This window comes from Rhodococcus sp. LW-XY12, from assembly GCF_019317345.1.
GTDB lineage: Bacteria > Actinomycetota > Actinomycetes > Mycobacteriales > Mycobacteriaceae > Rhodococcus > Rhodococcus pyridinivorans.
On record NZ_CP079225.1, the window covers coordinates 1,378,825 to 1,392,717 of the forward strand.

Sequence of the window (13,893 nt, forward strand, 5' to 3'; positions counted from 1 at the left end):
CCCGCGAGTACTCAGCCCGCGCGGGTGCCCATCCGGTCGCGGAGGAACACACCGAAGTCGGAGATCGCCGCGGCGGCCTCGGGAACGAGCGACGCCTGCAACGGCGCGACGTGCCACAGCTCGGGTTGTTCGACGAGGGTGACCTCGACGCCCGCCGCCCGGAGCTTCTCGGCGTACTGCCGCACCTGTGGGTGGAACATCTCCGCGGTGCCCACCTGGATGAGCGTCGGCGGCAGACCCGTGGGATCGGCGTGGATGGGCGCGTAACCGGGATCGGTGGGATCGCCTCCGGCGAGATACGCCTCGGCCGAGGAATACACCCAGCCCTTGTTCAGAACGACGTCGTTCACGTCGGGCAGGTCGCGGGCGGCCGGATCGGTCCACGGCGACAACAATCCGAGCGCCGGCGGGGTGATCCCGTGACGGTCGACGAGCCGGTGTGTGGTGGCCGCGGCGAGGCCACCGCCGGCCGAGTCGCCGGCGATCGCGATGCTCGACACCTCGAAGCCGTGCTCGCTGACGAGTTCGAGATAGGCCGCCTCGGCGTCGTTCAACGCCGCCGGATAGGGATGCTCGGGCGCGAGCCGGTAGTCGAGGACGTACACGGCCGCTCCGGACGCGGCGGCGAGATGCGCCGCGAGCGAGCGGTGCGTGGCGAGCGACCCGCCGGTGTATGCCCCGCCGTGCAGGTACAGGATCGCCGTGGTCCGCTCGGTGGCGCCCACCGTGATCCGCTCGGCGGGGCGTCCTCCCAGACGGATCGGGCGCACCACGGTGTCCTTCGGGAGGAACTGCAACGGCGCCGCGAGGTCGAGCAACCGGCGCTGCGTGGCGAACGACCAGCGCGGCGACAGCAGGGCACGGAAGAGAGGACGCAGGGCGGTACGCGCCACCCGCGGTGACAACTGCGGTGTCGGAGGCATGCCGCAGCCTATCCCCTCGGCACGACCCGGGAGGTCACGGTGGCGACGACACGCTGATAGGCCGGTCCGGCAACGCGGACGAAGGCGTCGAGCAGCTTCGCATCGGCGCCGATCAGTACACGCGCCTTGTTCTTCCGCACACCGGTGAGGATGGTCTTCGCCGCGTCCTCGGGGGTCGTGCGTGCGAGCTTGCGGTCGAAGAACTCCGCGAAGGTCGCCTGGTCGTCGCCGTCGGGGACGGCGGCGTTGCGCGCGATCGCGGTCTTGATACCACCGGGATGCACGCACGTGACCTGCACGGGATGCCGCGCGACGAGCATCTCCTGCCGCACCGCCTCGGTGAAGCCGCGCACGGCGAACTTCGCCGAGTTGTACGCCGCCTGACCCGGGATGCTCAGCAGACCGAACAGGCTCGAGACATTGATCAGGTGGCCGTCGCCCGACGCGATGAGATACGGCAGGAAAGCCTTGGTGCCGTTGACGACTCCCCAGAAGTCGACGTCCATCACGCGCTCGATGTCCTTGAACTCGGTGCGCTCGAGGTCGCCGTGATAGGCGATGCCCGCGTTGTTGTACACCTGGTGGACCGCGCCGAAGTGGGCGGCGACCTGCTCGGCGTACTCGAGGACCTTCTCGCGCTGGGTGACGTCGAGATGGTCGGCCTTCACCTCGGCGCCGAGTTCCCGTGCGCGACGCGCGGTCTCCTCGAGCCCTGTGGTGTCGACATCCGAGATCGCCAGGCGGGCGCCTCGGGCCGCGAGGGCGAGGACGAGGGCCCGGCCGATCCCGGAACCCGCGCCCGTGACGACGACGACCCGGCCTGCGACATCACTCATCGAACTGCTGCCTCTCGGGACGTGCGCTCCTGCGCGGGACGGTCGGTGGCGACGGGGAGATCCGATTCGGCGACGCTACGGTACGCCTCGAGGTCGAATCTGCGGGTGATACGGCGGAATTCGAAGGTGAATCCCGGCCACAGCGTGGTGTTGTTGCCGTGCTTGTCGAGATACCAGCTCGCGCACCCGCCGTTGTTCCACACGCTCGACCGCATCGCGCGCTGCAGGTCGCGGTTGTACTCGTCCTGCACGTCCTCGCGGACCTCGACCGTGCCGATGCGGTTGCGATCGATCGTGCGAACGGCGTCGACGACGTATTCGAGCTGCGACTCGATCATGTACACCATCGAGGTGTGCCCGAGTCCGGTGTTCGGTCCGACGAGGAAGAACAGGTTCGGGAATCCGGCGACCGAGCTGCCCTTGTACCCCCGCATGCCGGTCTCGTCGAAGACCTCGGCGAGCGAACGGCCTTCCTTGCCGAAGATGCCGGCGAAGGTCGGCGAGTCGGTGACGTGGAAGCCCGTCGCGACGACGATCGCGTCGACCTCGCGTTCGGTGCCGTCCTTCGTGACGATGCCGCGCGGGGTGACGCGTTCGATGCCGTCGGTGACGAGGTCGACGTTCGGCCGGTCGAGCGCGGGGTAATAGTTGTTCGAGATCAGCATGCGCTTGCAGCCGATACCGTAGTTCGGCGTGACCTTCCGGCGCAGTGCCTTGTCGCGGATCTGCCGCCGGACCTGGATGCGCGCGGCGAGCTCGAGCGGCTTCATGAAGGCCTGCGCCTTGGCCAGACCCACGACCTGCGTCTCGCGGGCGGTGTACTGCAGGGCGCGTGAAAGGCGCTGGAAGCCGGGGATGAACCGGAAGGCGAACCGCTCGGGAGCGGTGTACTCGCGATCGAAGCGGGGGAGGATCCACGGTGCCGTGCGCTGGTAGACGTCGAGACGGCCGACGGTGCCGGCGATGGCCGGCACGATCTGGATGGCGGAGGCGCCGGTGCCGATGACCGCGACGCGCTTGCCGGCGAGGTCGGCGTCGTGGTTCCACCGTGCCGAGTGGAAGATCTCGCCCTCGAAACCGGAGATGCCCTCGATGTCGGGGAGCGACGGCTCGCACAGGGCGCCCACCGCGGAGATCACGACCTTGGCGCTGTACTTCCCGCGCGTGGTGGCCACGTCCCAGCGGTGCGTCGCGGTGTTCCAGCGGGCCGTCTGCACGTCGCACCCGAAGACAGTGCGTCGCCGCACGTCGTACCGGTCGGCGACCGAGCGGATGTACTTCTGGATCTCCGGCTGCGGCGAGAACGAGCGCGTCCAGCCGGGGTTGAGGGCGAACGAGTAGGAGTACAGGTTCGACGGCACGTCGCACGCCGCGCCGGGGTAGGTGTTGTCGCGCCAGGTGCCGCCCACCTCGGAGGCGCGTTCGAGCACGAGGAAGTCCTTGCCCGCCTGCGACAGTCGGATGGCCGCACCGAGCCCGGCGAACCCGCTGCCGATGATCAGCGTGTCGACCTGACGGATCTCCGCGTCGGCGACGGTATCTGTAACCGGAAGACTCATGTACTTGAGGTTAGAGCGTTCCAGTGACCTGGTCAACACTTGTTGACCATAATTCAATAACGGTGTTTGCATGGTGGACGTGACAGACGACAGTCCCGGACCCCGCCGGACCCGCCTCGGTCCCGCCCAACGCCGGGCCCAGCTGATCGAACAGGGTCTCGAACTGCTCGCCGACCGGCCCCTCGAACAGATCTCCGTCGACGAGGTCGCCGACCGGGCCGGGGTCTCGAAGGGGCTGCTGTTCCACTACTTCGCCTCGAAGCACGACTACCACGTCGAACTCGTGCGATGCGTCGGCCAGGATCTCGTCGAGTACACCGCACCGGACGAAGGTCTCGAACCGATCGAGATGCTGCGCGGCACGCTCGTCGCGTACGTCGACTACGTCACCCGGCGCCGCGACATGTACGTCTCGATCCTGCGCGGCGCCACCAGCGGCGACCCCGACATGCGGGCGGCCTTCGAGGACACCCGCACAGCGCTCGTCGACCGGACTGTCGCGCACCTGCCCGCCATCGGGATCGAGCCGACGCCCGCCGTGCGGCTCGCCGTGCGCGGCTGGGTGGCCTTCGTCGAGGACACGACCATCGCGTGGCTACGCGATCCCGAACTCACCCGCGACGAGTTCGTCGAACTGGCCATCGCGGCGCTGTCCGGCGTTGCGCTGGCGGCACATTCGCTCCACTCATCGGCCGGTGACGCTGCTCCGGCCGGGGGGTTTCTCAGCGATCGTTTCCGGGAAGGTACTCCTGCAGCTTCGTCTTGACGCCCTGTTTCACGAAGCCCCAACGGTTCTCGTCACCGGCGAGCACGGCCTTGGCGACATCGGTGAACTGCTCCCACGTCGCGTGCGGCGGGATCGGCGGCATGTCCGGATCGGTGTACACGTCGAGCACCGTCGGACGGTCCGCGGCCAGCGCGCGATCCCAGGCCGAGCCCATCTCGTCCGAGGACTTCACGGTTTCGCCGCCCAGCCCGAGACTGCGCGCGAAGGCAGCGTAGTCGACGTCCGGAAGCGACTGGGAATCCGCAAATTTCGGTGCCCCACCCATCGCACGCATCTCCCAGGTGACCTGGTTGAGATCGTTGTTGTGGATGATCGCGACGACGAGCCGCGGATCGGTCCACTGCTGCCAGTACCGCTGGATGGTGATCAGCTCGGCCATGCCGTTCATCTGCATCGCCCCGTCGCCGGCGAACGCGACCACCGGACGACCCGGATGCGCGAACTTCGCGCCGATCCCGTACGGCACCGCCGGACCCATCGTCGCGAGGGTGCCCGACAGCGAACCGCGCATGTCACCGCGGAACTGCAATTGGCGCGCATACCAATTGGCGGCCGAACCCGAGTCGGCGGTGACGATCGCATCGTCCGGCAGTCGCGGTGAGGCCTCGGCGAACATCCGCAGCGGATTGACGAACTCCGTCTCGACCTCCGCCTGCTGTCCCATGGTCTGCCACCAGCGCTGCACGTTCTGCTCGATGCCCTCACGCCACGACCGGTCCTCCTTGCGCTGCAGCAGCGGGACGAGCGCGTCGAGCGCGGCGGCGGCATCCGCGACGAGGTTGACCTCGTTCGGATAGCGCATCCCGATCATGTTCGGGTCGATGTCGATCTGCACGCAGCGGGCCTGGCCGTATTCGGGCAGGAACTGGCTGTAGGGGAGGGACGAACCGACGATGAGCAGCGTGTCGCAGCCGGTCATCATCTCGTGGGTGGGCCGCGTGCCCAGCAACCCGATCGATCCGGTGACCCATGGCAACTCGTCCGACAGCACGTCCTTGCCCAGCAGGGCTTTCGCCACCCCGGCGCCGAGCAGATCCGCGACCTGCTCGAGTTGCGCCCGCGCACCGCGGGCGCCGCTGCCGACGAGCATCGCCACCTTGTCCCCGTCGTTGAGGATCTCCGCGGCCCGCCGGATCGCGTCGTCGTCCGGTGTGATCCGGGGACGGTCGAAGCCGACGCTCGACGGCACCATCTTGAACTCGTGGCCGGGCGGGGAGTACTCGAGTTCCTGCACGTCGCCGTGGATGATGACTGCCGTGGGAGTGCGGTACGCGATGGCGGTGCGCATCGCCCGGTCGAGGACGTTCGGCAACTGCTCGGGCACCGTCACCGTTTCCACGAACGCCGACGCCACATCCTTGTACAGCGTGTGCAGGTCCACTTCCTGCTGGTACGACCCGCCCATCGCTGAACGGTCGGTCTGGCCCACGATCGCCACCACCGGAACGTGGTCGAGTTTCGCGTCGTACAGGCCGTTGAGCAGATGGATCGCGCCCGGGCCGGAGGTCGCCATGCACACCCCGGGCCGGCCCGTGAACTTCGCATAGCCCACGGCTTCGAAGGCGCTCATCTCCTCGTGCCGGGACTGCACGAAGACCGGATCGTTGCCGGTGCGCGTCCAGGCGGCGAGGATCCCGTTGATGCCGTCGCCGGGATATCCGAAGACGTGGTCCACCCCCCACGCGCGCAGGCGGTGCAACAGGTAGTCGGCCACGGTCGGATTTGCCATCGGTAGCTCCTCGCAGGACACGATCGGGGGTCCTCCGGAGGGTGCCCGTCGTGCCCGGTCCGAAACACACCGGAAAAAGGCGTGAGCCGGGTCGATCGCCCCTCGCGGGGACGAACCGACCCGGCTCACATGAGAACCGTCAAGGACCCGAAGGATCCGAAACGGAGCTTCTAGCGACCGAAGGCCTTCTCGATGATCTCCTGCTGCTCGACAGCGTGGACCTTGCTCGAGCCGGACGACGGTGCCGACATCGCGCGACGCGACACGCGCTTGATACCGCTGAGCTTGTCGGGCAGCAGTTCCGGCAGCGCGAGGCCGAGGAACGGCCAGGCACCCTGGTTCGCCGGCTCCTCCTGGACCCAGAAGAACTCGGTGGCGTTCGGGTACTGCTCGAGCGTCTCGGCGATGCGGCGACGCGGCACCGGGTACAGCTGCTCGATGCGCACGATCGCGACGTCGTCACGACCTTCCTTCTGCTTCTTCGCCAGCAGTTCCCAGTAGATCTTGCCGGAGGTGAGCAGCACACGAGTGGCCTTCGACCGGTCGGCCGTGCCCTCCTCGTAAGGAACCTCTTCGAGCAGCGAGCGGAACTTGCCCTGCGTGAAGTCCTCGATGTTGCTGACCGCGGCCTTGTTGCGCAGCATCGACTTGGGCGTGAACACCACCAGCGGGCGGCGGATGCCGTCGAGGTGATGGCGGCGCAGCAGGTGGAAGTAGCTCGCCGGGGTCGACGGAACCGCGACCGTCATCGAACCCTCGGCGCACAGCTGCAGCCAGCGCTCGATGCGGCCCGAGGTGTGGTCGGGACCCTGGCCCTCGTGGCCGTGCGGCAGCAGCAGCACGACGTCGGAGAGCTGACCCCACTTGGCCTCACCGGACGAGATGAACTCGTCGATGATGGGCTGCGCGCCGTTGACGAAGTCGCCGAACTGCGCCTCCCACAGCACGAGCGCGTCGGGGTTGCCCACCGAGTAGCCGTACTCGAAGCCCAGACCCGCGAACTCGGTCAGCGCCGAGTCGTAGACCATGAAGCGGCCGCCGTTGCCGGCCTGGTTGGCCAGCGAGGCGAGCGGGTTGTACTCGTCGCCCGTCTTGCGGTCGATGATGACCGAGTGGCGCTGCGTGAACGTGCCGCGACGCGAGTCCTGACCGGCCAGGCGCACCAGGGCACCTTCCTCGGCCAGCGAACCGAACGCGAGCAGCTCGGCGAACGCCCAGTCGATCTTGCCGTTGCGTGACATCTCACGACGCTTCTCGAGCACCGGCTTGACGCGCGGGTGGACGGTGAAGCCCTCGGGCGCCTCGGCGAAGGCGTCGCCGATCCGCTCGAGCACCGGCCGGTCGACGGAGGTGTCGAGACGCTTCGGCGGGGTCTGGTCGAGCTCGACCGACTCCGACGGCTCCGGCGGGTACTTCTCGAGTTCGCGGACCTCGTTGAAGACCCGTTCGAGCTGTCCCTGGTAGTCGCGCAGGGCGTCTTCCGCTTCCTTGAGCGAGATGTCGCCGCGGCCGATCAGAGCCTCGGTGTAGCTCTTGCGGACGCTGCGCTTGGTATCGATCACGTCGTACATCGCCGGCTGGGTCATCGACGGGTCGTCGCCCTCGTTGTGACCGCGGCGGCGGTAGCAGATCATGTCGATGACGACGTCCTTGTGGAACTTCTCGCGGAAGTCCACGGCGAGCTTCGCGACCCACACGCAGGCCTCGGGGTCGTCGCCGTTGACGTGGAAGATCGGCGCGCCGATCATCTTCGCCACGTCGGTGCAGTACTCGGACGAACGCGAGTGCTCCGGCGCGGTGGTGAAGCCGACCTGGTTGTTGACGACGATGTGCACGGTGCCGCCGGTGCGGTAGCCGCGCAGCAGCGCGAGGTTGAGGGTCTCCGCGACGACGCCCTGACCGGCGAACGCAGCGTCGCCGTGCAGGAGCAAGGGCAGGACGGTGAAGCCGTCCTCGCCCTTGTCGAGGATGTCCTGCTTGGCGCGGACGAGGCCCTCGAGCACCGGGTTGACCGCCTCGAGGTGCGAGGGGTTCGCGGTGAGCGAGACCTTGATGTCGTTGTCGCCGAACATCTGGATGTAGGTGCCCTCGGCGCCGAGGTGGTACTTCACGTCGCCGGAACCGTGCGCAGCGGCCGGGTTCAGGTTGCCCTCGAACTCCGAGAAGATCTGCGAGTACGGCTTGCCGACGATGTTCGCGAGCACGTTCAGGCGACCGCGGTGCGGCATCGCGATGGCGACCTCGTCGAGCGTGTGCTCGGCGGCCTGGTCGATGATCGCGTCCATCATCGGGATGACGGACTCGGCGCCCTCGAGCGAGAAGCGCTTCTGACCGACGTACTTGGTCTGCAGGAACGTCTCGAACGCCTCGGCGGCGTTGAGGCGGCTCAGGATGTACTTCTGCTGGGCGACCGTCGGCTTGACGTGGTGCGCCTCGACCCGCTCCTGCAGCCACTGCTGCTGCTCGGGCTCGAGGATGTGGGTGTACTCGACACCGACGTGGCGGCAGTACGCGTCGCGCAGCACCGACAGCACGTCGCGCAGCTTCATCTTCGGGCGGCCGTGGAAGCCACCGACATTGAACTCGCGATCGAGATCCCACAGCGTCAGGTCGTGGGTCGTGACGTCGAGATCGGGATGCGACCGGAACTTGTCGCGCACGAACTGCAGCGGATCGGTGTCGGCCATGAGGTGGCCGCGGCTGCGGTAGGCGGCGATGAGCTCGAGCACACGGGTGTGCTTGTCGACGAGACCTTCCGGCACGTCCTTGCGCCAGCGGACCGGCTCGTAGGGGATGTGCAGGGTGTGGAAGATGCCGTCGTAGAAGTCGTCGCTGATGAGCAGCTCGTGGATCTTCTTCAGGAACTCACCCGACTCCGCGCCCTGGATCACGCGGTGGTCGTAGGTGGAGGTGAGCGTCAGCAGCTTGCCGATGCCGATCTCGGCGAGCCGCGCGTCGGACGCACCCTGGAACTCGGCCGGGTACTCCATGGCGCCGGCGCCGATGATCGCGCCCTGGCCCTGCATCAGACGCGGGACCGAGTGCACGGTGCCGATACCGCCCGGGTTGGTCAGCGAGATCGTGACGCCGGAGAAGTCGTCGCCGGTGAGCTTGCCGTCGCGGGCGCGGCGCACGATGTCCTCGTAGGCCGAGTAGAACTGCGCGAAGTTCATCGTCTCGCAGTTCTTGATGGCCGCCACGACCAGCGAACGCTGGCCGTTCTTGCCGGGCAGGTCGATCGCGAGACCGAGGTTCGTGTGCGCGGGCACGACGAGGTTCGGCTTGCCGTCGACCTCGGCGAAGTGGTTGTTCATGTTCGGGAACGCCTTGACCGCCTGGACGATCGCGTAACCGAGGATGTGGGTGAACGAGACCTTGCCGCCCCGGGTGCGGGCGAGGTGGTTGTTGATGACGATGCGGTTGTCGAACATCAACTTCGCGGGCACCGCGCGAACACTGGTGGCCGTCGGGATCGACAGCGAGGAGTTCATGTTCTTCGCAACGGCAGCAGCGGCGCCGCGCAGAACCTTCTTCTCCTCGGTGGCCTGGCCCGACGGGGCCGCGGCGGGCTTGGGAGCCGGCTTCGCGGGCGCGGCCTGGGCCTTCGGCTGCGTCGCAGGCTTGGTCTCCGCCTTCGGTGCAGGCTTGGCCGGCGCGGCCTCGGCCTGCGGTGCGGGCTTCGCCGACGCGGTCTCGGTTTTCGGTGCAGGCTTGGTGGGGGCCGAAGCGGAGGAACTCGGCGCAGATGCTGTGCTCGGCGCGGGCTTCTCGGTCGTGGCGGTGTCGGAGCCGTTGGTGCCTCCGGCCACCGCGGCTTCCGGCGAATAGTCGGTGAGGAATTCGTGCCAACTCGCGTCCACGGACGAAGGGTCGTCCTGGAAGCGCTGGTACATCTCGTCAACCAACCACTGGTTCTGTCCGAACTGTGATGTAGAGCTGCTGCTCACGGCAGTTGTTCGCCTCGTTTCTTTCTTCGGTACCCGATCGGAGCGCCTGTGAATATGAGGCTAGCCCGTGGCATGTGACGATCCGAACTGACCGCGCATGTCGGTGGGCTACCTCACAATCTGGTGCGATGGGGTCTCCATCGATGACGGTTCTCGAGAGCCGATTATTCCCTCTAAGGTGCATCGGCGCAGCGCGCACCCCGTTACAAACGTGAGGACGATCTCATGTTCGATCCTTCCGTCGTCGAAGTGAGCAGGACCTCGGGCTCCTCCGGAACGAGACCACCGGTAGCGAGTTGCCACAAAGTGGTGTACAGACCTCCCGCTCGGCGGAGCTCGTCGTGGGGCCCGCACTCGACGATACGGCCGTCGTCGACGACCACCACGAGATCGGCGCGTGCGGCGGTCGCGAGACGGTGCGCCACCACCACGGCCGTCCGCGAGCGGGCCACCCGCGCACCCGCCTCGAGCACCGCCTTCTCGGTGGCGGGATCGAGGGTCGCGGTGGCCTCGTCGAGCAACAGAAGATCGGGGTCCACCAGTTCGGCGCGCGCGAGTGCGATGAGCTGACGCTGCCCTGCCGACAGACCCTGACCGCGCTCACCCACCGGATGGTTCATGCCGCCGGCGAGTCCCGCGATCATGTCCAGCGCCCCCACGGCGCGCGCGGACGATTCGATCTCCTCGCGCGTCGCCTCGGGCCGGCCGTAGGCGATGTTGGTCGCCACCGTGCCCGTGAACAGGTGCGCCTCCTGCGGCACCACCCCGAGCCGGCCCCGATAGTCGCGCAGACGGTAACTGCGCAGATCGGTGTCGTCCACCCGCACCGAACCGGAGGTCGGGTCGTAGAACCGGGCGAGCAGTTTGACGACCGTCGACTTCCCGGCACCGGTGCGGCCCACCAGGGCGACCGTCGAACCGGCCGGGATCGACAGGTCCACATCGCTCAACGCGTCACGGTCGGCCTCGCTGTACCGGAAGCCCACCTGCCGCAGGTCGACGTCGCCGCGGAGGTGCCCGGTGATGGCGACCGTGCCCTCCTCGACAGACTCGAGCGAGCTCTCGGTCCGCAGCAGGTCGCCGATCCGGCGCAGACCGACCCGCGCCTGCTGGTAACCGTCGAAGACCTGCGACAACTGCTGGATGGGTGCGAACAACAGGTTCAGATACAGCACGAACGCGATCAGCACACCGGGGCCGACCGCGCCCGACGCCACCTCGCGGGCGCCGACGAAGACGACCGCCGCGAGCGCCAGATCGGACAGGAAAGTGATGAACGGGAAGTACAGCGAGATGGCCCGCTGCGACCGCAGGCGACTGCGCCGATAGGCCTCCGCGCGCTCGGCGAACCGCCGCGCCGCGGTCTCCTCCCTGCGGTAGGCCTGGGCGGCGCGCAGACCCGTGACGTTCTCCTGGAAATCCGCGTTCACCAGGGAGATGCGTTCGCGGGACTGCGCGTACGCCGTCCCGGAGACCTTCCGGAACCACAGGGTCGCGCCGACCAGCACGGGCAGCACCGCCAGCACTACCAGGGCCAGCGACAGATCGGTGGCGATCAGCGCGATCGAGATACCGGTGAGCGTCAGCACCGCCACGACCGCGGTGGACAGGCCGGTCTGGATGAACTGCGACAGCGCGTCCACATCGGTCGTCATCCGCGTCATGATCCGGCCCGACAGTTCGCGTTCGTAGTAGTCGAGCCCGAGCCGTTGCAGGTGCGCGTACGAGCGCACGCGCAGCCCGAACAACACCCGTTCGCCCGCCCGCGCGGTGAGCACCGTGAGGATCGCGACCACGAACCAGCCGAGCAGCGCGAGCACCACACCCGCGGCGGTCGCCTGCCACAGCCGGGACGGATCGCCCGGGGTCACCCCGCGGTCGACGGCGTACCGCACCAGCGACGGGAACGCGATGCTCGTCAGCGACTCCACCGCCAGGCACAGCACGACGATCGCCAGCAGTGCGCGCACCGGGCGCAGCGTCGTCCACAATCGGAACTGCGGGTCGGGCAGGCGCAGGGCCTCGGACCGCAGGGCCGGATCGCGTCCGGGGGTCTCGGTGGCCGGGGGAAGCGCGTCGACGGCCGCGCGCAGTTCCGGGGTCGGGGCCACCGCGCCGAGCGCCCCGGACACCGGCCCGCCGCGGCCACCACTGCCCGCCGGTCCGCCGCGACCTCCACCGACCGCCGGAGGATTCCGGACGGTACCGGACGGCTCATCGTCGTCCGGTTCCTCGGGCCACAACTCACCGGCGGGAACCGGGCGTTCCGGTGCCGGTGCGGCGTCGTCGTCGGTCGAGAGCAGACGCCGGAAGACGGGACTGCGCTCCTCGAGTTCGTCGACCGTCCCGATGTCGACGATGCGTCCCTCGTCGAGCACGGCGACCCGGTCGGCGAGTGCGAGCGTCGACCGCCGATGGGCGAGCACGAGGGTCGTGCGGCGCCGACCCGCCCGCAACGCGCCGTAGATCGCAGCCTCGGTCTCGGCGTCGACCGCAGAGGTCGCGTCGTCGAGGATCAGCACCCGCGGATCGACGAGCAGTGCCCGCGCCAGCGCGACCCGCTGCCGCTGCCCACCGGACAGTGTCAGGCCGCGTTCACCGACGACCGTGTCGTAACCCTCGGGGAGGGCCTCGACGAAGTCGTCGGCGCGTGCCGCCGCGGCCGCGGTGCGGATCTCGTCGTCCGACGCGTCGGGCCGGCCGAGCGCGATGTTGGACGCGACCGTGTCGGAGAACAGGAACGGCTCGTCGAAGACGAGGCCGACCGCCCCGCGCAGATCGTCGGCGCGGAGCGTGGCGACGTCGATGTCGCGGCCGTCCGCGGTCAGGCACACCGACCCGCGGTGTGGCGCGTAGAAGCGGGGGAGCAGCAGCGACAGCACGGTCTTGCCCGACCCGGCCGGGCCGACGATCGCGACGGTCTCGCCGGGCGCGATCTCCAGGTCGAGGCCGCGCAGTACGTCCCGGTCGTCGTCGAAGCCGAACGTCACGTCCTCCAGGTGCACCCCGAGCGGACCGTCGGGCAGTTCGACGGGATGCGGGGGATCGGCGACGTCGGGTTCGGTGTCGATCACCTCGTACACCCGCTCGACGGCGGCGCGGGACAGCTGCGCCATGATCACGACCTGCGAGAGGGTGCGGGTCGTCCCCGTCATCGTCGCCACATAGGCGGTGAACGCCACGAAGGTGCCCACGGTGATTCCGCCCTCGAGGGCGAGCCAGCCGCCGAGAGCGATGGTGGCGACGAGCCCGAACTGCGGGATCGCACCCATCGGCGCCGAGAACCACGCGTTGATCCGGGCGGCACGCAGACGCTCCGCGTACAGCCTGCGACCGTGCTCCTCGAGTTGGTCGACCGCGTGCGATTCCTGCCCGAATCCCTTCACGACCCGCACGCCCGTGACCGTCTCCTCGACGTGCTGGGCGAGATCGGCCGCGCGCTGCTGCGCCGACCAGGTCGCGGCGAACAGCCTCGGGCGCACGACCCGCACGAGACCCGCGATGATCGGGACGATGACCACCGCGACCAGCGTGAGCAGCGGCGAGAGGGTCGTCATGATCACCAGCGCGAGCACGAATTGCAGCAGCGCACCCGCCGACATCGGCACCATCGCGAGCAGCCCTTGCACGAGCTGCAGGTCGGTGATGGACCGCGAGACCACCTGACCCGTGCGGATGCGGTCCTGACCGTGGCCGTCGAGACGTTGGAGTGAGCCGAGCAGGCGCAACCGCAGGTCGTGCTGCACGTCGAGCGACAGGCGTCCGGCGAGCATGCGGCGCCCGTACTGGCAGCCGAACCGGATCACCGCACCTGCCGCGATCGCAGCCGCGGCCAGCCCGATCAGGCGCAGGTCGTCGGCGGGCACGTCGCCCTGCCCGGTCGCGCTGTCGACCGCGACCTTCGTCAGCAGTGGGAAGGTGATGTCGATCAGGGCGGCGACGACGGTGACGGCCAGCGCCCCGACGGCTGTTCTGCGGTGTTTCAGGCATTCGGCGACGAGCCGGGAAATCCATCCCGGCGAGCGCGGAATCGGGTCGTGTGCCATCGAACCGACATTAGCGCCGAGCGACGACAGGGCACGTCGAAGCCGCCCGGGGAGGGCCGGTGACGC

7 protein-coding genes are annotated in these 13,893 nt (G+C 68.6%); 1 reads left to right on the top strand and 6 read right to left on the bottom strand.

Going from position 1 to position 13,893, the window contains the following annotated elements:
* Nucleotides 1-11: 11 nt before the first annotated feature.
* Genes KXC42_RS06540 through KXC42_RS06550 form a run of 3 tightly spaced genes read right to left on the bottom strand, consistent with a single transcriptional unit; the run spans nt 12 to nt 3,318 of the window.
* On the bottom strand, nt 12-923 hold the full coding sequence (locus tag KXC42_RS06540; protein WP_052040056.1) for an alpha/beta hydrolase: 912 nt from the start codon (nt 921-923) through the stop codon (nt 12-14).
* An 8-nt stretch (nt 924-931) separates the two neighbouring features.
* Nucleotides 932-1,759, bottom strand: coding sequence for an SDR family oxidoreductase (locus KXC42_RS06545; protein ID WP_019288078.1), 828 nt, complete (start codon nt 1,757-1,759; stop codon nt 932-934).
* Entirely contained in the window at nt 1,756-3,318 is a 1,563-nt protein-coding gene (locus KXC42_RS06550; protein WP_219130048.1) for an NAD(P)/FAD-dependent oxidoreductase, read from the bottom strand. Before KXC42_RS06550 ends, KXC42_RS06545 begins: the two co-directional genes overlap by 4 nt.
* A 70-nt stretch (nt 3,319-3,388) precedes the next feature.
* On the opposite strand from KXC42_RS06550, the gene KXC42_RS06555 reads away from it, so the two are divergent.
* The gene (locus tag KXC42_RS06555; protein WP_033097304.1) at nt 3,389-4,084 is read left to right on the top strand and encodes a TetR/AcrR family transcriptional regulator; all 696 of its coding nucleotides are present in this window, start codon (nt 3,389-3,391) and stop codon (nt 4,082-4,084) included.
* Here KXC42_RS06555 and KXC42_RS06560 read toward each other — a convergent pair.
* From KXC42_RS06560 to KXC42_RS06570, 3 genes are all read right to left on the bottom strand, one after another.
* Entirely contained in the window at nt 4,041-5,834 is a 1,794-nt protein-coding gene (locus tag KXC42_RS06560; RefSeq protein WP_219130049.1) for a thiamine pyrophosphate-requiring protein, read from the bottom strand. The two genes, KXC42_RS06555 and KXC42_RS06560, sit on opposite strands and share 44 nt — an antisense overlap.
* Nucleotides 5,835-6,004: 170 nt before the next feature.
* Nucleotides 6,005-9,781: a multifunctional oxoglutarate decarboxylase/oxoglutarate dehydrogenase thiamine pyrophosphate-binding subunit/dihydrolipoyllysine-residue succinyltransferase subunit gene (locus KXC42_RS06565; protein WP_071934582.1), complete on the bottom strand. Its 3,777-nt coding sequence runs from the start codon at nt 9,779-9,781 to the stop codon at nt 6,005-6,007.
* Between the two features lie 203 nt (nt 9,782-9,984).
* Nucleotides 9,985-13,827 carry an ABC transporter ATP-binding protein gene (locus KXC42_RS06570; RefSeq protein WP_219130050.1) on the bottom strand — a complete coding sequence of 1,281 codons (3,843 nt, stop codon included), beginning with the start codon at nt 13,825-13,827 and terminating at the stop codon, nt 9,985-9,987.
* Nucleotides 13,828-13,893 lie beyond the last annotated feature (66 nt).